Raw genomic sequence first — 17,757 nt, 5'->3', positions numbered from 1 at the left:
GAAAGGCGTCATCGCGGTGTCCCTGTTCTGGCGGATCTTCGCCCTCAACGCGGTCGTGCTGGGAAGCGCCACCGCGCTGCTGCTGTGGGCCCCGGTCACCGTCTCCGTGCCGGTCCTCCTGACCGAGGCGGTCATCCTCGTGGCGGGCCTGGCCGTCATGCTGGTCGCCAACGCGGCCCTGCTCCGGATCGGCCTGACCCCGCTCGACCGGCTCACCCGGCTGATGACCACCGTGGACCTGCTGCGGCCCGGTCAGCGGCTGCCGGAAGGCGGCCTCGGCGAGACCGCCGAACTGATCCGCACCTTCAACGCCATGCTGGAGCGCCTTGAGCACGAACGGGCCACCAGCAGCGCCCGTGCCCTGTCCGCGCAGGAGGCGGAGCGCCGCCGTATCGCCCAGGAACTGCACGACGAGGTCGGCCAGAGCATGACCGCGATCCTGCTGGCGCTGGAGCGAGCCGCCGGAGAGGCGGGCGAGCCCCTGCGCAGTGAGCTCCGCCAAGCACAGGAGATCACCAGGACAAGCCTGGACGAGGTGCGCCGCCTGGTCCGCCGACTTCGGCCGGGGGCTCTGGACGACCTCGGTCTGGTCAGCGCACTGACCTCACTGACCAGCGAGTTCGCCACCCACGTCGGGTTGCGCGTGGTGCGCCGCTTCGACACCGGGCTGCCCACGCTTGACCAGCAGACGGAACTGGTGGTGTACCGCGTCGCCCAGGAAGCCCTGACCAATGCCGCCCGCCACGCCGAGGCCGACAAGGTCGAGGTGAGCCTGCGCCACACCGACAGAGCGATGGTGCTGGCCGTCAGCGACGACGGCCGCGGCACCGGCGGCGCCCGCGAAGAGGCGGGAATCCGCGGAATGCGCGAGCGAGCCCTGTTGATCGGGGCCGCGTTGGACGTCACCTCACAGCCGCAGGCCGGTACGACGGTCCGGCTGACCGTGCCCCTTGTCAGGAAGCAGCCATGACCAAGCCCCACACCTCAGTGATCCGCATCCTCGTCGCCGACGACCACGCTCTGGTACGTCGTGGGGTGCGGCTGATCCTCGACCGCGAACCGGACCTCGAGGTCGTCGCCGAAGCGGGGGACGGCGCGGAGGCCATCGAGCTGACCCGCACCCATGAGGTCGACCTGGCGGTCATGGACATCGGGATGCCCCGCAAGACAGGACTGCAGGCCACCCGGGAACTCCTCGCCCTGAAACCCGGCGTACGGGTGCTGATGCTGACGATGCATGACAACGAGCAGTACTTCTTCCAGGCGCTGAAGGCCGGCGCCAGCGGCTATGTGCTGAAGTCCGTGGCGGACCGCGACCTGGTGGCGGCCTGCCGGGCCGCGATGCGTGACGAACCCTTCCTGTATCCGGGCGCGGTCACCGCGCTCATCCGCAACTATCTGGACCGGGTTCGCCAGGGCGAGGAGCCGCCCGAGCAGGTGCTGACCGCACGGGAGGAGGAGGTTCTCAAACTCGTCGCCGAGGGCCACTCCTCCAAGGAGATCGCGGAGATGCTCTTCATCAGCATCAAGACCGTCCACCGGCACCGGGAGAACCTCCTGCACAAGCTCGGCCTGCGTGACCGGCTGGAACTCACCCGTTACGCGATCCGCGCCGGCCTCATCGAAGCCTGAGACCGCTGACTCCTCAGGGCCTTGGCTGCCCACTCCCCAGCCGAGGCCCTGAGGTACCGACTGCCGCCGACGGGCTGCTGCCGCGGATCGGCTGCCACCGATGGGCTGCCACCGATGGGAAGGGAGACGGGGGATGGCTCGTTTCGCACGCCGCGTAACGCGCACGAGTGAACCCCGCTCGGCAGCGATGTGGGCCGTCCTGCTCACTGTTCTCGCCATCCTGCTCGGCTCGTACGCCCCGGGCAGCGAGCACGCCCGTGCGGTGAGTGGGGCGGGGGTCACCGGGGAGACCGCGCCGGCGCGCAGCGCGTCGTACGCGGACAGTGTGTCGTACGTGGCCAGCGCGGACCCCGCGATCCTCACCACCCTTTCCGTACGAAGCGATCGTGCCGGCACCGGCGAACGCCATGCCTCGCCGGTCGCCACCCCAGGGACAGCACGGGCGGCGTCCGCCACCCCCTTCCCGTGCGCACCGCCGCCCTCAGCGACGAGCCCGCCCGCATCGGGGCAACCGGCACACCGTGACGGGGTCCGGGCTCCACCCACGCTCTCCGGCATCTGAACCCTCACCACTTCACACTTCTCCACCCAGGCCACTGCGCTGGCCTCGGTGCGCCTGCCGGAGGCCCGCTGTGAAACGATCCCCGCACATCAGAGGACTGATCGCCCTCGCCACCGTCGCCCTGTCCCTGTACGTCGCGCTCACCGTGCCCGTCCATCTCGGACTCGACCTGCGCGGCGGCACCCGGATCATGCTGGAGACCCGTCCCGCTTCCGCCGCGGATGCCGGCGGCGAGGCCACAGACCGCACGGTGGAGGTGCTGCGCGGCCGCATCGACGCTCTCGGCGTCGCCGAACCCACCCTCGCCCGCTCCGGCAGCGACCGGATCGTCGTCGAACTGCCGGGCCTGGAGGATCCGCGGAAGGCGGCCGAAGTGCTCGGCCGCACCGCCCAACTCAGTTTCCACCAGGTGCTCGGCACCGTCACCGGCGCCAACCAGCTTCCCGAGCCGTTGCCCAAGCGGCCGCGCGAGCAGGCGTTGCCCGATGAGTCCGGCCAGTACCTGCGTCTGCGGGCGGCTGCACTCACCGGCAAGGACGTCGAGAGGGCCGCCGCCCGCTTTGACCAGCAGGGCGGTGCCGGATGGCACGTCACCGTCGACTTCAAGGGGTCAGGCAAGAAGGGGTGGGCCCGCTTGACCGGCGAGGCCGCCTGCCACGCGAACGGAGACCCGGCCCGCCGGGTCGCCATCGTCCTGGACGGCAAGATCATCTCCTCGCCGCAGGTCGACCCGTCCGTCGCATGCCGCTCCGGCATCAGCGGCGGTTCCACCCAGATCACCGGCGCCTTCGACGACGGCGACGCCGAGGAGCTGGCCCTGCTCATCAACGGAGGTGCGCTGCCGGTGCCGGTCGAGATCATCGAGCAGCGCATCGTCGGCCCCACCCTGGGCGCCGAAGCCATCACGGCCAGCGCGTGGGCCGCCGTCATCGGCACCGCACTGACCTCGCTGTTCATCATCGTCGTCTACCGCATCATGGGGTTCCTGGCCACGGTGGCGCTGGTCTGTTACGGCCTCCTGTCCTACGCGGCCCTCGCCGCCCTCGGGGCCACCCTGACTCTGCCGGGCCTCGCGGGATTCGTGCTGGCCATCGGTATGGCGGTCGACGCGAACGTGCTCGTCTTCGAACGCGCCCGAGAGGAGTACGCCTCGGGCCGGCGGCGCACCCCGCGGTCGGCCCTGACGTCCGGATTCCGCAGGGCGTTCAGCGCGATCGCCGACTCCAACATCACCACTCTCATCGCTGCCGGTCTGCTGTTCTTCCTCGCTTCCGGGCCCGTGCGCGGGTTCGGCGTCACGCTGGGCATCGGCGTCCTCGCCTCCATGATCAGCGCCCTGGTCATCACCCGAGCCCTCGCCGACCACGCGATCGCCCGCCCCTGCTTGCGCCGCCGCCCCCATCTCACCGGCATCGCCCACACCGGCACCGTCCGCGACCGCCTGAGCCGTAGCAAGCCGGACCTTCTGCGCCACCCGCGCCGGTGGCTGGCAGCCTCGGCAGCTGCCCTCGTACTGGCCGCCGCGGGGATCGCTGTGCGCGGCCTCGACTTCGGTGTCGAGTTCACCGGTGGCCGCCTCATCGAATACACCACGGCCGGCCCCGTCGACGCCGACCGGGCCCGCAGCGCGCTCGCCGACGCGGGGTTCCCGCGGGCCGTCGTCCAGAGCTCCGGTGAGAACCGGCTCACCATCCGCACGCACCACCTGAGCAACACCGAGGCGGCGGCCCTCACCGACACCGTCACCGGCCTGGTGGGCACAGCCGACAGAATCCGCGACGAAACCATCGGGCCCAGCCTGGGCGAGGAACTGCGCCGTGGCGCCCTCATCGCGCTCGTGGTCGCCCTGGGCGCCCAGCTGATGTATCTCGCGGCACGCTTCCGCTGGCTGCTGGGCACCTCGGCGGTCGCCGCCCTCGCCCATGACGTCGTGATCCTCATCGGCGTCTTCGCGTGGCTCGGCAAGCCCATCGACGGCGTCTTCCTGGCCGCGCTGTTGACCGTCATCGGCTACTCCGTCAACGACTCCGTCGTCGTCTTCGACCGGATCAGGGAACTGGACCGGCGTGACCGCGGGGAGTCCTTCGCCCGGGTCGCCAATCAGGCGCTGCTGCAGACCCTGCCCCGCGCCGTCAACACCGGCATGGGGGCCGCCTTCATCCTCACCGCACTGGCCGTCCTCGGTGGCGACACCCTGACCGACTTCGCTCTGGCACTGCTGATCGGCCTTGTGGTGGGCACCTATTCCTCGATGTTCACCGCGACCCCGCTGGCCATCGAACTGCACCAACGCGGCGGGGCCGGTCGCGTCCCCGCGGTCGGGGGCAGCAGGCGCGAATGACGTCGCGCAGGCCGGACCCCGGGCGTCCCTGATGATCAGGCGACGGGCTCCAGCCGGACACAGCACCGGCCCGGGCTGGGCGACAGACGGGCTGCGTACCCGCTCTCGTCCAGCCCGTGCAGGACACCGCGCAGCAGATGGAGGTTCATGCCGCACACCGTCTGTGTGTGCTCACGCGCCAGGGCGTGGAAGGGGCAGTTGCCCAGCACGACGGCGTCTTCCTCGTGTCGCGGCTCGAACCCGTGCTGTTCCAGCAGATCGAAGAGGTCCGAGCCGCCGCGCTCGCCCAGCCGCGTGCCGAACTCCTCGGCCTTGCGGTGCAGCACCTCGCGCACCGGGGCGCCGGTCGCCGCGGACTCCTCCACGGACTGCGCCAGCAGCCGGCCGGCGAGCTCGTAGCGCCGGTCCGGCAAGCTGACGGCGAACTGCCTCGTCGAGCGCCGGTACAGCTTGGCGGGCCTGCCCGCACCCGGCCCTGCCCGCCCGCTGCGCCGCTCATAGACCACGTCGAGCAGGGATTCGTCGGCCAGGCGGTCGAGATGGAACGCCGCTGTCTGGCGCGCCAGGCCGAGCGCGGCGGCCGCGTCGTCGCGGCTGACGGGACCGGGCTGTCGCGCTACATGGTCGTACAGCCTCCTGCGGGTCGGCTCGTCCAGAGCGGCGACGGCGGAGACATCGGCATCGCGTACTTCCTTCGGGTCGTCCACGAACACCAGTGTAAAACCAACAGCCATTGACTAAAGAAGCGGTCGGAGCTTCTATAAGCAATGAGAGTTGTCTATAGAAAGAGGGGACCCGCCATGTCCTCCGCAACCGCCCGCACCCCATCCGCCGCCACCCCGCGGCGTGCGCTGCTCGCCGATCCCGGCTATCAGGCGTTCGTGATCCTGCGTACGGCGTTCACGGTGGCGCCGATCCTGTTCGGGCTGGACAAGTTCACCAACCTGCTCGTGGACTGGCCCGCCTACCTCGCCCCGTGGATCGACGACCTCGTCCCTGGAAGCGCCCAAGCGGCCATGTACGCCGTCGGCGTGATCGAAGTCGTGGCGGGCGTCGCCGTGGCCCTCGCACCCCGCTTCGGAGCCTGGCTGGTGGCTGGGTGGCTGGCCGGCATCATCATCAACCTCCTGACGATCCCCGACTACTACGACATCGCGCTGCGCGACTTCGGCCTCCTCCTCGCGGCTGTGGCGCTCGCACGCCTCGCGGAGCGCTACCACAGCAAGCGGCAGCGCTGAAGCAGTGCCACACGCTGAGTGGCGCTGACGGGCGGGCCTGCGGGGTCCGCCCGTCACACCTTGCAACCGGAGTCCGGGCAGAGCCGCTCAAGGATCCGTACGATCTGGCTCCACCGGGCCACATCGCCTTGGCGGCACTTCGGCCGCGCCCTTCATACCCGGACGACGGCGTTCCATCGCTCTCCTCGACGACCGCCCGATTCGACCAGCTGAGCAGCTTGCCCGCGCACCTGCCGCCCAACGGCACCCGCGCCCTCTGGCACGAGGCATGCCGCGCTCCTGCGCCGCATCGCCGGCACCGCGCGCCGGGTGCCCACCGCAGGCATCGTGCGGACCGTCGCCCGCCACCGCGCCCGCGAGCGGCCCGGCAACCGGAGCATCACGCGCCCACCACAGCACGCGTACACGGCCCGGCCCGACTCCTCCTGCCGGCGAGGACGTGCCCGGAGCCGGCTCGTCCGCGAACAGACCGGCACGGCCGGCGCAGTCCCCGTGCCCCCTCCGCCTGCACGCTCATGCGGGGCAGGTGAGCGTAGCCTCGCGATTCAGCCCCCCTGCACTCGGTCGGCGCCGGCGTCTGTGCGGGTTGCGTGAGAGAGAGCCCAAGAACCCCACCCCGCCCAGGGCAAGAGGGCACATTACGCACCATGTCCTCGTTGAACACGGCCCCACAGAAACGACGGCCGCCCCTCCCAGTCCTTTTCATGATTGCTTGGGTGGGCCTGTTCGCCGTCCTCTTCGGCGTAGTCGGGATCGGGGTCGTGATCGCCACGGGTGATCCTCGTGCACTCTTACTAGTGCTCGTTGCGCTCTTTCCTGGTGCGACAGTCCTCGGCCTGTGGCAGGGCAATAGCGGGGCCCGGTTCGTGGCGACCGTGTTCTTCGGGGTGATCCCCGGCCTCCTGCTCCTCGTCATGCCCAGGTCATCCCGCGCCTGGTTCAACCCTCTCTTCTACGACGACTGGGACGAGCTCGACGACGAGACTGCCGACTGATTCGAACGCTCGCGCGCGGTCTCCTACACCACCGCATCCACTACGAAGGCGACTTCGGCGCGCTCGATCTCGACCACGCACCGCCCTGGCCGGCCGGGAAGCCTGGGAGCAGTGGCCGTCCAGGTGACGGACACCGAACAGCACAGCATGGGCCATCGGCGCACGCCTGTGACTGGTTGCGAGAGATGATCGCCGGTGCTCGCCCCTTGACCAGGGGTGGTCGGTCGTGGCCAGTCACACCCGTCCGACTCGTGACCTGGGGGCTGACACGCTACGAGCGGCAGGTGCGGTCGATGATCTGAATTGTGGCCGTTCGGTGCACGACCCGGGGCGGGTGCTGCGCGGACCCTGTGTGCTCAATACACTCGGCGATCGCGCCCATCGCGGCGCTCACTCGCACTATCGGGGGACGAACGATGAGCAACTGGAACCCGGGCGGACAGCCGCCCCAGGGGCCGCAGCCCTACCAGCCGCAGCCACCTCAGCCCTATCCGCCCCAGCCCTACGTGCCGCCACAGCCCCAGCCGCCCTACCCGGGGCCGCCGGTGCCGCCGCCGGGCGGGCCGGTCACCCGGCTGCGGCGGCGGATCGGCCCCATCCACGCCGCGCGCAGGGTCTTCACCCCGTCACGGCCGGGCATCGTCTCGGATCCCGAGGTGGCGCGGATGCGGAAGATCAGGACCCTGGTCGGCGTGGGCGCGTTCCTGTGGATGTCCTACGCCTACAAGCTCGCCCCCAAGCTCAGCGACACGGCGGACGAGCAGGTCGACAAGTCATGGACCAGCGCCCTCGCGCTGGCGGCGACCCTCCCGGTCGTCGTCGGCGTCCTGTACGGACTGGCCGCTCCGGCGGCGCGACGGGACCTGCTGCGCCGGGCGGGGCGGTGCTTCGGCGCGATCGTGGCCATGATGGCAGCGGCCTCCGTCTTCCCGATCATCGTGCTCTCAGGGTTCTTCGAGGGCCAGGAACCCCTCGTGGAGGGCCACTTCACCGTCACGAAGGGCCTCACCCTCGCGCTCACCCTCTTCGTCCTGTTCTGGGTGACGCCGTTCGTCGTCTGGGGCGTGGGACTCGCCGTCCAGCACGTGTTCCGCACCGCGGACATCCACGAGACGGTGCCGCCGCTGCTGATCATGGCGTTGGCGTGGGAGACGGCACTGATCGACATGTTCACCGGCGCCCACGAGGGCGTGCCGACGGTGATCCGGTACGTGTTCATCCTGGGCGCCCCGCTCTCGGTCACGGCGGTGGGCCTGTGGGAGCTGCACCGGCTGCGCGTGCACTACGGGTTGGGGATACGGGGACTGCTGATGCGCTAGGAACGGCACCGCGCAGGACGTACTAGTGATCTGGTTCTGAGGTCGGGGGTCGCCACATGAGGCGACCCCCCTCTTTGAGAGTGCGGCGTGCTGCTGCGGCGGGTAGCGCTCGTGCCGGTGGTGCGCGGATGGGCGATACCCGGCTGGAACCTGTCGTGTTGCGGAGGCCGAGCGGCCGACCCTGGACCGTGCCGCGCGTACGAAGCGGACCGTCTGAGAAGCGGACCGTCTGATCTGGGCGACCTTCGCCGAGGACAGTTACGGTCCTGCGTCCCCATGACGGTGGGCGACCCGCCACCACCCGTCCTCGCGGCGGTAGATCTGCGTCACCCGGAGCGTGTAGCTCCTGGGCTCGCCGTTGACGGACACCGACGTGTGCTCGAAACCAGCCGTCCAGGCCAGGTCACCCGCAACGTCGTAAGCCCGCGGATCGAACGCGTACGACGTGCAGTGGGAGAAGCTCTCAGCGAGGTGGGTGAAGAGCTCCTCGACCTCGCGTAGTCCGAAGGCGTTGCGCCAGGCGCCGAGCACACTCACCGGCTCCCTGCGGGACCACAGCGCCCTACGGCGGCCCGCGTCGCCGTTGTGAAGGGCCAGCTCCGCCGCATACAGGTCGGATCCCACCCAGGCCAGGAAGTCGTCGCGCTCGCTCATGGCACCCATCGAAGCGCCACTGCGGCCTGCCCGCCTTCCCGGCCTGGCAGGTGGGGGAGCTGCGCTTGGGCCGTCTGCGGGTCGGCGCGGCGCACTCGAGCTTTTGCCGTCCTACAGGCGAACGGGTCCGCCCCGGCGGAGTGTCCAGGTCTTGTCGTTCTGACCGGCGGCGGCCCAGGCGCCAACATCGTTGATCCAGGCGGTCCTTGGCCAGACTGGCGGCCAAGGCCCGCCGGTGCGGTGATCCGAATTGCTCCTTCCAGTGGACCTGCGGAGGGGTGAAATGCGCTGCTCCCTGAGAGGTGTCGCGCAGCGGACCTGCTTCGGGGTGCTGCCGCGAACCTTCCGGCGCGAGGGCGAGCGCGCTCAGTGGCTCGGCGCAGTGCGACTCCACCCGACAGCGACACCCCAGGTGACGCCCGCGTCGCCGGTGACCTCGAAGTGGGAGGCTGGACTCGAGAAAGGCAGCTGATCGGCATTGAGCGTGCCCGAAGCACCGGCCGAGCAGGACTCGGTGTAACGGGACGGGCCGACGGTGACGGTGACCTTGCCGCTGCCTTGGCACTCGATGCTGGTCCAGACGGTGCCCGCGTGGGGCTGGGCAGGCAGGGGGAAGTGTCCGGCCCCGGTGCGGCGGCCGGTGTGGGCCCAGACCTCGCCTCCCTGATCGCGGATCGCGGCGGCGGGGTCCTGCCACGACATGGGGGCGTCGCCTGGGATCCCGGACGGGCTCGGGGACCTGGTCGCGGCCACACCCGTGTTCGATGCATCGCTAGGGCTCGAACCGGACGACAGGCCGGTGAGAGCGAGCGCGGTAGCGCCGCCACCGATCAGGGCGGCCCCCAGGACCAGGCCCGTGGCCGAGCGCCTGCGCCGGATACGGCGCTTGATGATCACAGCGTCGAACTGCGGAGCGTCGGGGGCGTTTGCGACATCGTTCAAGGTATCTACCAGGTTCTGCTCGAAGGGCGTCAGGTTGGCGTCATGGAGAGCTCGCGCGGAGTGACGGGTCATGGGGCGACCTCCTCGGTCTGCTGCCGGCCAGGACTGGGAAGCTGAGCGCGCAGCTTGTCCAAGCCCCGGGCGAGCTGGGAACGCACCGTGGTGGCAGAGATCCCGAGATCTGCGGCTATCTCGGCGTCCGGCATGTCGTGGAAATACCGCAGTACGACGACCGTTCGCATGCCCATCGGTAGCTGTAGCAGCGCGCGAATGAGCTGGTCCCGGCTGTCCAGGCGGGCGTACTCGTCCGCTGGAGAAGCCTCGTCCATGAGGTCCACCCGCTTCGAACGCCGGAATCGGCGCCAGCGGTCGTTGGCCAGATTCACCATGATCCGCCGCACATAGGCTTCCGGGGACTCGCTTGCGGCGACCTTCCGCCAGCGACGGCACGCGCGCTCCAGAGTCTCTTGAACCAGGTCCTCGGCCGCCTCACGGCTGCCGGTGAGAACGTAGGCCCCGCGGAACAGCGCAGCAGACCTGTGCGCGACGAAGTCCTCGAACGCCACCTCCGGGCACTCGTCCCGCCTGTGAGGTGGCGCCGGGTCGGCACCTTCCATCAACGTCTCCTTCCTTACACCCCACCTAGACGGCGCCGCCCCGGCATCTGCTGCATGGGGGTGACGAGACGTGGATCACACGGAGTCGCTGGTGGCGCTGCCATCTCGCGGGTTCTGCTCCACCTTCTGGCCTCGTGGCTGTTTCGGGTGTCGCACCGGTTGACCAAGATGACAGGAGGATGCGGCGTCGTAGGAGGTCGAAGTCGGCCCGGCCGTACATCTGTCGCTTCAGCAGCTCGAACTCCTCCGGGCTCGCATCCTCAACCAGCCATGACTCGGCACACCTGATACTTACGCCGGTGGGCACACCTACCAGCGATGACAGCGACCGACCGCTCGATCCCGGCCTGGCCGACATGGGCAACAACTTCTGCGGCACCATCGAAGGGGTCATCGACCCGGACCTGGTGGCAGCCCGCTTGAGTTCACTCGGGAATCACGAAACCGCGGAGAGTCGAATTGACGAAGCCTCATCGCCCCGCGGCCCGAAGGGCCGGCACTACTCGTACGAACGGTTCACAGGGCTCCGCATGGGCGGGGTGAATGCCGCCGGCGTTTGACGCGGTTGCGGACGACCAGCCCGCGCACACGCACCGTCATGACACCTCGCTCTCGCACGGTTCACTCAGGAGGGATCCTCTCGCGGCCGTCTCCGGGCACGCCGGCCGAGCCCTCTGGCCAACACAACTCCTATGCCGTTCCATGGAGTTGTCGGGGGGACGGGGACCTGCCATGAGACTGCACTTGCGGCGACGGAAGCCAACGGGGTTGGCGCCGATCCCAGGGCGCGACGTGTTCATCTCGTACGCACGCGAAGACGGCCCCTTCGTCGAGGACACTCTGTCGCCATGGCTGCGAGAGCAGGGAAGCTCGTGCTGGGTCGATCTGCACGAGCTGCCGGGCGGAGTCCATTTCCCGACCCGCATCGCCACCGGCATCGTCGGCAGCAAGGCCTTCCTCTTCGTCCTCAGCCCGGACTCCCTCGCCTCGGAGCACTGTCGAGAGGAACTCACTATCGCGGTCCGGGACCACAAGCGCCTCATACCCGTGGTCCGCCGAGAACCGGGCGACGGCGACATCCCGTTGAGTCTGCGCACCATCCAGTGGGTGTGGTGGCGCAGCCCGTCGGACGACGCGCGGGCAAAGCGTCAGCTGGCCGCTGCGCTCGGCGGCGATGTGGAATGGCGCGAGCGCCAAGCCGGGATCGCCCTGAGGACCAACGAGTGGATCAGTCACGGGCGCAACCGGACGTACCTGCTGCGCGGGGCCACGCTCGCTGCCGCAGAGCGATGGCTCGCGGACGGCACGGACCGGTTGGAACGGCCCACCCCGCAGGAGATCGAGTTCATCACCCGCAGCCGTACCACGCGGACGACGCGACTGCGCGCGGCCGTCGCTGTGATGCTGGTCCTGACGGTCCTGATGAGCCTCCTCGCGGTGGTGTCCTGGACCGAACGGGGCCGAGCTGTGCGCCAGGAGCGGGAAGCCAGGCACCAGACCGCCACTGCGTATGCACGTGAACTCGCGCAGCGGGCGGATTCCGCGCGTTCGACTGATCCGCAGCTGGCGCTCCATCTCGCGCTGCGCGGCGTGCTGAAGTCCCGGACACCGGAGGGCGAGACGGTGCTGCGCAAAGTGCTCACCGCGGCCCGGGCCCGGGAGGGAACACCGATGTCCGGCCCCCGGTCCGGCAGGCTCATCGCTCTCGGCCCCGGCGCGAACTACGGCGTGGCGACCTCCACCGACGGCCGGCTCACGGTCTGGCGGCTCCGAGCCCGGAGCCAGATACTGCGTGCCGCACCGCTCGAGGGAAGCGTCGTCTTCAGCCTCGACGAAAGACTGCTCGCAGTCCGGACAAGCAAGGGAACGCTGTCCGTGTGGGACCTCGCATGGGAGCAGCGCGTCGCTTCACAGAAGGGCGTGCGGGTCGTCGACCCCGCTGGCTCTGACGGGATTTCCTACGTCCATGAACTCGGCGGTGGCGCCGGGGACGTGGACAGCGTCAGCACCAGCGAAACAGACTACGCACCGAGCCTGCCGGACCCGTTGCGCACCTCTGGGCTCCTTGCCGTACTAGCGGCGGACCCCCAGGACTCGTCCCTCGGCATGAGCACATACGTCACCACTGTCGATCGTCACCACGTGGACACATGGCAGGTCGTAGGGACTGGCGCATCCCAGCGAGGGCGCCCCACACACCGGTACACCGAGCCCGGGGGCATCGACCAGGCCTGGGTAGACCCCGTCGGGCAGCGCGTTGTGACGACGAACCAGCGAGGCTCGTCCGTCGTGTCCGCGCGCGGGACGTTGGTGAGCCGAATGCCTCTCACGTCGCTCGCGTCCGTGGTCTTCAGCGGCGACGGCGAACTCATGATCACCGTGCCGGAGTCGGGGGCTCCCGCCGTGGTCCAGACGGGTACAGGCGAGATCCTGGGCACTCTGCCCGGCGGTACGGCACGTGCCGCGGCCTTCACCCAGGACGGCCGGGGCGTCGCCATCGCCGGGGCCGACGGCACGTTACGCCGTCATGAGTGCGTGCCCTGTCTGCCGTACAAGGAGCTGCTCGACCTGGCGAAGAAGTCACTGACCCGTCCCATGACCCCGGAAGAGCGGCGCACCCACCTGCACGAGGAGCCGGCGCAGGGATGTCCTTTGCTGACCGACGACGCGCGGCGCAGCTGCATCGACATCGATCCGAACTCCGGTCCGCCGGGCAGCGTCGTCGAGGTCGGCTTCGTCAACTTCCCAGCCGGCACACAGCGGCTGCGCTTCACCGATGCGCGCGATCGGCAGTGGGACCTGGGACCGGTCGACCTGCCCGGACCGTACGCCACGGTGACGGTGACGGTTCCCAGCGGCGCGCCGCTCGGAGCGGGCCGTTTCTCCACAGAATTCGTGCCGTCGATCTGGCACGACGAGTACGCGGACTTCGAGGTCACCTGCCTGTGGTGCTGACCGGCGCCGACTCAGTCTGCTACGTCTCCCCGAGCCCGGGGCGCACGAGCCTTGACCACCCGCCGGTACCCAGCCCTAGGGCTCCGTCGTTCATATACCTCGACAGCGCAGACGACGCTGCGGAAAGCCGACGCGGAGCCTCCGACCCGGGATACGCGAATCGTCGTATGTCCGGGGTCCGCCCGCCTTTGCGGGCATGGGTCGCCTGCGGACCGCCAGCCCATGCGCCCACTCTGAAGTCCTGGATGTCAGTCCCACCAGAGCACGAGGAGAAGGTGCCGTCGGGACGCAGCAAGGTAGAACTCGCGCAGGGCATTGAAGCGCCCCAGCAGGTACTTCCTCGGGCCACCGCCGATCTTGTCCGCTGCATGACCGATCACGGAAGCAGCCTCGGTGTCTTCGGTCGGAAGGCCGGCCAGGACCGCCGGGAAGTCGATTTGACCGAGCAGTTCGGAGACGCGGGCCACTTGAGCTGCGGAAAGGGCGGTGGGAGGCGGTCCGAAGGGACCGATGGCATGCGGGTGTGTGTTGAGGAAGCCGAGGTCGATCGCCGCGTCGCCCTCGGTGGCCTGCCGGAGAGCATCGAGGTGGGCGCCGTCGAGACCTGCCAGCTCGCAGACCCGCTCCAACATGGCTGGTGCCCAGTCCAGGTCCAGGACGTCCGCCGGCGGCGGATCCCAGTGGGGATCTCCATCCGTCGATGTTCCGGCTGACTGGCGGCAGGCGGCGAGATACTCCGCCGGGACGCGGGCAAGTTGCTGGGTGACGGCCATGACGGCAGTATCCCGACGGCGTCCACCGGTTTTCCTATCGAGGTCTCGACGAGGACGACAACCCCTTTTGATGAGTGCTGCGGTGGACCGCAGGGGCTACCAGGGGACGGTCTGGCCGAAGCGGTCCAGATACGCCAGGCCGGGCGTGCCCAGTTGGGAGAGCAGGACGTCCACCAGCAAAGGGACGGTCTCCTCGATGGTGAACGGCGCCTCCGGACCACCCAGGGCGGTGCGTATCCAGCCCGGCGCCAGGAGTACGAAGGCGCGCTGCGTCTCACCCTGCCGGGCCGCGAAGCTCCGTAGGAACATGTTCAGGGCTGCTTTGCTTCCTCGGTAGACCTCACGGCCTCCAGTCGTGTTGTTGGTGATGCTGCCCTGTCCGGAGGACATCGCCCCGATGAGTCCCGCCGGTGACACCAGGTCTTCGAGGGTTTCGATGACGCGCATGGGGCTGAGTGCGTTGGTGAGCATCACGTCGATGAAGTCGGCTGTCGCAACGGCGCCGATGGGTGTCTGCTCATTGTTGGTGGTGCCCGCGTTGACGAAGAGCACGTCGAGTCGGCGGTGTGCCAGACGTTCGTGCAGCGGGGGCAGTTGGCCGGGGTCGTTGATGTCGAGATGCTCGATGGTGACCCGCCCGTCGGCATGGTCCGCGAGATCGTGCAGCGGCGTTCGGGCCGTGGTGCCGCGAACGGTGCCGACGACGTCCCAGCCCCTGGCGAGGAACTCCGCCGCCATCGCGTGGCCGAGGCCGCGCGAGGCCCCGATGATGAGAGCGGTCGGGGGGTGTTGTTCGGTGCCAGTCGATGACATCCAGCGTCATCTCCGTTCTTCGAGCGTTGTAGCCTTCGGGCCTCGGCGCGGTCCCAGGACCGTCACAGGCGGTGGCCGCTGCTCCGACCCCCTGGCTCGTGCGCTTCAAGTGTTTCGTCCGCGCTGCATCACAGGCGAGCGACGAGCGCCCGTTTGTACGATTGCCGACATGGCAAGGGCACTTATGACGGAATCCGCTTCCGTACAGCCTGACGATGTACGAATCATTCGGGCGCTACAGATCGCTCCGCGGGCTTCGTTCGCCGCCATCGCGACCGCCCTCGGCCTGACCGAGGGCACCGTCAACCGTCGGTATCGCCGCCTTCGCGCCGATGGGGTCATCCGAGTGGCCGGCGTGGTCAACCCGGGGGCCCTGGGGCAGAGCAGGTGGCTGGTGCGGCTGCGCTGCCGCCCCGGCAGTGTCGCGGCGATCGCCGACGCGCTCGCCAAGCGTGATGACGTCAACTGGGTCGCCCTGAGCGCGGCGGGCTGCGAGATCACCTGCGCGACTCAGTCCCGGACGCGAGAACAGCGCGAGGAACTCCTGGGCCAGCGGCTTCCCCGCACTGCAGCGGTGATCGACATCAACGCCTTCGCGATGCTCCGCCAGTTCCTCGGAGGCCGCGGCCACTACTGGTCCGCCCTGCGGGGCACTCTGTCCCCGAAAGAGGAAGCAGCGCTGGGGAGCAGCGGGCCCCCCTTCACCGAGTCTCCGGTCGTCACTCGCGACCCACTGCGCCTTACGCCCGAGGACGAGAAGATGCTCGATGCGCTCGCTGCAGACGGCCGCGCCAGTCTCGTCGATCTCGCCACAGCCACCGACCTCACTCCGGGACGCGTCTCGCGACGCCTTGATGCTCTGCTCCAGCACCGCGTCGTCCACATCGATGTCGAGATCGCCGCAGCGGCCCTGGGCTATCACGCTCGCGCGAACCTCTGGCTTCGCGTGCACCCGTCCGCGGTGAAGAGCGCGGGCCGCGCGCTCGCGCAGGAACCCGAGGTCGCCTTCGCCGCAGCCATCTCCGGGCCCTGGAACATCCATGCCGTCGCACACTGCCGGGACCTCGACGAACTGTTCGAGTTCACCTCGGATCGCATCGGATCCCTGACCGGACTGCAGAGCATGGAGGTTTCACCCGTGCTGAAGCACGTCAAACAGGCCGGCACCCGGCTCTTCGACGATCGCCTCGTCGAGCCATCCAGCGCTCGCGCGCGACGCTGAGAGGCTGAGTCGCGACCAGCCGCTCGGCGGCCCGCTCGATGCCGCCGTCGACGCGAAGCTCGTCTTCGAGCGCGGCTGGAGCAGCTGGCGGCGACGGTGCCCGCTGGTGACTGCTCAGGGCCGGACTGCCGTCGGACGCGATATCAGCTGCCGGTGCCTATGCTGTCGCCAAATGATGGCGAGCCCAAGCGGTCAGCGCATCACCGCTGTTCGAGAGGTCGGCGTAAACCGCTGCTGCCCCGGCCGCCTCTGATGACTCGGGCACCATCACTTCGATCCTCTGGCGTGCTCAGAGCCTGCCCACGAGGTGACCGAGCAAGGGGGCCAGGACGGGGGCGACCGCCTCGGCGTATGCCTCCGAGAGGTGACTGTCGGCGCGCCTCCCGGACCAGGCTGCCTTCGACAGGGTTCGTCGATACGTTGGAGGCATGCGCTTTGCCATCTCCATCCCCCAGTTCTACCGGGACGGCGAGTTCGATCCCGGAGCCTTCCGCGCGTACCTCGCGCGGGCCGAGGACCTCGGGTACCACAGCGTCTGGGCGCAGGAGTCACCGCTCGGCACCGGGGCGGTGCTGTCGCCGATGGAGGTCATGACGTACGCCGCCGCGTGTACGACCCGGCTGCGGCTGGGGACGACCGTCTTCGTGAGCACACTCCACCAGCCCGTCCATTTCGCGAAGGCGCTGGCGACCCTCGACCAGATGAGCGGAGGCCGGCTGGAGGTGGGGGTCGGCTCCGGTGGCCCGAACCGGCCGTTCGCCGCGTTCGGCATGGACAAGGCCCGCTACCTGGCGCGGTTCACCGAGGGCATCGACCTCGTCAGGGCGCTGTGGACACAGCCGAGCGTCACCTTCGACGGCGAGTTCTGGCAGCTCGAGGACGCCGCGATGGAGCCCAAGCCGATTCAGAAGCCGCATCCGCCGCTGTGGTTCGGTGGATCGAGTGAGTCGGCGCTGCGGCGCGCGGTGCGGCTGGGGGACGGGTTCTTCGGCGCCGGATCGTCCACCACGGCCGCGTTCCGCGAGCAGGTCGCGTTCGTCGCCGAGGAGGCGGCCAAGGCGGGCAGGCCGGAGTTCCCGGTCGCCAAGCGGGTCTACATCGACATCGACGACGACGCCGAACGGGCCCGGGAGCGGATCAACGCCGGACTGGCCCGTGTCTACGGTCGCCGGATCGCCCGTATCGAGGCCGCCGCGGTCGCCGGGACCCTGGACGAGTGCGTGGCGGGCGTCCGCGAGGTGATCGACGCCGGCGCGGAGCTCGTCCTGTTCACCCCGCTCGGCGACCCCGCGCCGCTCGCGGAGCGCATCGCCGCCGAGGTGATTCCCGCGCTCTCCGTTTGATGTCGCGCCCGCATCGGAATGAGCTCGGTCGCGGAACGCTGTTGCGGGCAGGGCAAGACGGGGGCCGACTACGGCCATTCCCGGGTGAACAGGCTGGTCAGGACCAGCAGATCGTCTTGGGAGCAGGCATCGGCGACCTCGTCCTGGCGGTTCCCCACGACACGCTCGGATGATCAGATCCGGGGACTGGCAGCGGTGCGCCGGCCACCGCCCCAGTCCCCACCTGCTCAGATCGTCGCAGCTTCTGCCTTGGCCCTGATCTGGGCCAGACGGTAGGAGTCGGTGCCGGTCTCGATGATCGTGCCGCTGAAGGTGAGCCGGTCGACGATGTCACCATCCGCTCCCGCTGAC

At 69.4% G+C, this 17,757-nt stretch carries 17 protein-coding genes and 1 pseudogene; 11 read left to right on the top strand and 7 right to left on the bottom strand.

The features are described 5' to 3' along the window. The first annotated feature begins 16 nt into the window (after positions 1-16). The 4 genes from ACFUO4_RS40700 (at position 17) to secD (ending at position 4,535) form a co-directional block, all read left to right on the top strand. Complete coding sequence (locus tag ACFUO4_RS40700) at positions 17-970, top strand: sensor histidine kinase (protein WP_079307941.1); 954 nt, start codon at positions 17-19, stop codon at positions 968-970. Continuing rightward, entirely contained in the window at positions 967-1,632 is a 666-nt protein-coding gene (locus ACFUO4_RS40695; protein ID WP_383494926.1) for a response regulator, read from the top strand. The genes ACFUO4_RS40700 and ACFUO4_RS40695 overlap by 4 nt, the downstream gene beginning before the upstream one ends. 133 nt (positions 1,633-1,765) lie before the next feature. Continuing rightward, a complete protein-coding gene (locus ACFUO4_RS40690; RefSeq protein ID WP_383494923.1) occupies positions 1,766-2,194 on the top strand; it encodes a hypothetical protein in 429 nt (142 codons plus the stop codon). 70 nt (positions 2,195-2,264) lie between these two features. Further along, positions 2,265-4,535 carry a protein translocase subunit SecD gene (gene secD / locus ACFUO4_RS40685; RefSeq protein ID WP_383494920.1) on the top strand — a complete coding sequence of 757 codons (2,271 nt, stop codon included), beginning with the start codon at positions 2,265-2,267 and terminating at the stop codon, positions 4,533-4,535. A gap of 35 nt (positions 4,536-4,570) precedes the next feature. Here the strand turns inward: secD and ACFUO4_RS40680 are convergent, their stop codons facing one another. Next, positions 4,571-5,248 carry a metalloregulator ArsR/SmtB family transcription factor gene (locus ACFUO4_RS40680; protein ID WP_079307778.1) on the bottom strand — a complete coding sequence of 226 codons (678 nt, stop codon included), beginning with the start codon at positions 5,246-5,248 and terminating at the stop codon, positions 4,571-4,573. Positions 5,249-5,335: 87 nt separating this feature from the next. On the opposite strand from ACFUO4_RS40680, the gene ACFUO4_RS40675 reads away from it, so the two are divergent. The 3 genes from ACFUO4_RS40675 (at position 5,336) to ACFUO4_RS40665 (ending at position 8,087) form a co-directional block, all read left to right on the top strand. Beyond that, positions 5,336-5,773, top strand: coding sequence for a hypothetical protein (locus ACFUO4_RS40675; protein ID WP_383494917.1), 438 nt, complete (start codon positions 5,336-5,338; stop codon positions 5,771-5,773). A gap of 716 nt (positions 5,774-6,489) precedes the next feature. Next, on the top strand, positions 6,490-6,768 hold the full coding sequence (locus tag ACFUO4_RS40670; RefSeq protein ID WP_383494914.1) for a hypothetical protein: 279 nt from the start codon (positions 6,490-6,492) through the stop codon (positions 6,766-6,768). 416 nt (positions 6,769-7,184) lie between these two features. Beyond that, a complete protein-coding gene (locus ACFUO4_RS40665) occupies positions 7,185-8,087 on the top strand; it encodes a hypothetical protein (RefSeq protein ID WP_383494912.1) in 903 nt (300 codons plus the stop codon). 258 nt (positions 8,088-8,345) lie between these two features. On the opposite strand, the gene ACFUO4_RS40660 is transcribed toward ACFUO4_RS40665, so the two are convergent. The 3 genes from ACFUO4_RS40660 to ACFUO4_RS40650 form a co-directional block, all read right to left on the bottom strand. After that, positions 8,346-8,741 carry a nuclear transport factor 2 family protein gene (locus ACFUO4_RS40660; protein WP_383494909.1) on the bottom strand — a complete coding sequence of 132 codons (396 nt, stop codon included), beginning with the start codon at positions 8,739-8,741 and terminating at the stop codon, positions 8,346-8,348. 366 nt (positions 8,742-9,107) lie between these two features. Beyond that, positions 9,108-9,755 carry a hypothetical protein gene (locus ACFUO4_RS40655; RefSeq protein ID WP_383494906.1) on the bottom strand — a complete coding sequence of 216 codons (648 nt, stop codon included), beginning with the start codon at positions 9,753-9,755 and terminating at the stop codon, positions 9,108-9,110. Beyond that, positions 9,752-10,300 (bottom strand): SigE family RNA polymerase sigma factor, encoded by a 549-nt coding sequence (locus ACFUO4_RS40650; protein ID WP_383494903.1) that lies wholly within the window; start codon positions 10,298-10,300, stop codon positions 9,752-9,754. Before ACFUO4_RS40650 ends, ACFUO4_RS40655 begins: the two co-directional genes overlap by 4 nt. A 299-nt stretch (positions 10,301-10,599) precedes the next feature. Here ACFUO4_RS40650 and ACFUO4_RS40645 point away from each other — a divergent pair, with 299 nt between their 5' ends. Together ACFUO4_RS40645 and ACFUO4_RS40640 are read left to right on the top strand one after the other, a co-directional pair. Continuing rightward, entirely contained in the window at positions 10,600-10,860 is a 261-nt protein-coding gene (locus ACFUO4_RS40645; protein WP_383494900.1) for a hypothetical protein, read from the top strand. A 232-nt stretch (positions 10,861-11,092) separates the two neighbouring features. After that, entirely contained in the window at positions 11,093-13,255 is a 2,163-nt protein-coding gene (locus ACFUO4_RS40640) for a toll/interleukin-1 receptor domain-containing protein (RefSeq protein WP_383494897.1), read from the top strand. Positions 13,256-13,503: 248 nt separating this feature from the next. Here the strand turns inward: ACFUO4_RS40640 and ACFUO4_RS40635 are convergent, their stop codons facing one another. Both ACFUO4_RS40635 and ACFUO4_RS40630 read right to left on the bottom strand, forming a co-directional pair. Next, positions 13,504-14,028, bottom strand: coding sequence for a DUF1877 domain-containing protein (locus ACFUO4_RS40635; protein WP_383494894.1), 525 nt, complete (start codon positions 14,026-14,028; stop codon positions 13,504-13,506). Between the two features lie 96 nt (positions 14,029-14,124). Next, the gene (locus ACFUO4_RS40630) at positions 14,125-14,841 is read right to left on the bottom strand and encodes an SDR family NAD(P)-dependent oxidoreductase (RefSeq protein ID WP_383494891.1); all 717 of its coding nucleotides are present in this window, start codon (positions 14,839-14,841) and stop codon (positions 14,125-14,127) included. Between the two features lie 169 nt (positions 14,842-15,010). On the opposite strand from ACFUO4_RS40630, the gene ACFUO4_RS40625 reads away from it, so the two are divergent. Next, the gene (locus ACFUO4_RS40625; RefSeq protein ID WP_383494888.1) at positions 15,011-16,063 is read left to right on the top strand and encodes an Lrp/AsnC family transcriptional regulator; all 1,053 of its coding nucleotides are present in this window, start codon (positions 15,011-15,013) and stop codon (positions 16,061-16,063) included. A 428-nt stretch (positions 16,064-16,491) separates the two neighbouring features. Continuing rightward, positions 16,492-17,406, top strand: coding sequence for an LLM class flavin-dependent oxidoreductase (locus ACFUO4_RS40620; RefSeq protein ID WP_383494885.1), 915 nt, complete (start codon positions 16,492-16,494; stop codon positions 17,404-17,406). Between the two features lie 227 nt (positions 17,407-17,633). On the opposite strand, the pseudogene ACFUO4_RS40615 reads toward ACFUO4_RS40620, so the two are convergent. Then, a pseudogene (locus ACFUO4_RS40615) lies at positions 17,634-17,735 on the bottom strand (AAA family ATPase); the annotation flags it as partial. Positions 17,736-17,757 lie beyond the last annotated feature (22 nt).

It is taken from the genome of Streptomyces sp. NPDC057280, assembly GCF_042668605.1.
Classification (GTDB): Bacteria; Actinomycetota; Actinomycetes; order Streptomycetales; family Streptomycetaceae; genus Streptomyces.
This window is presented reverse-complemented; position numbering and strand designations above follow the sequence as displayed.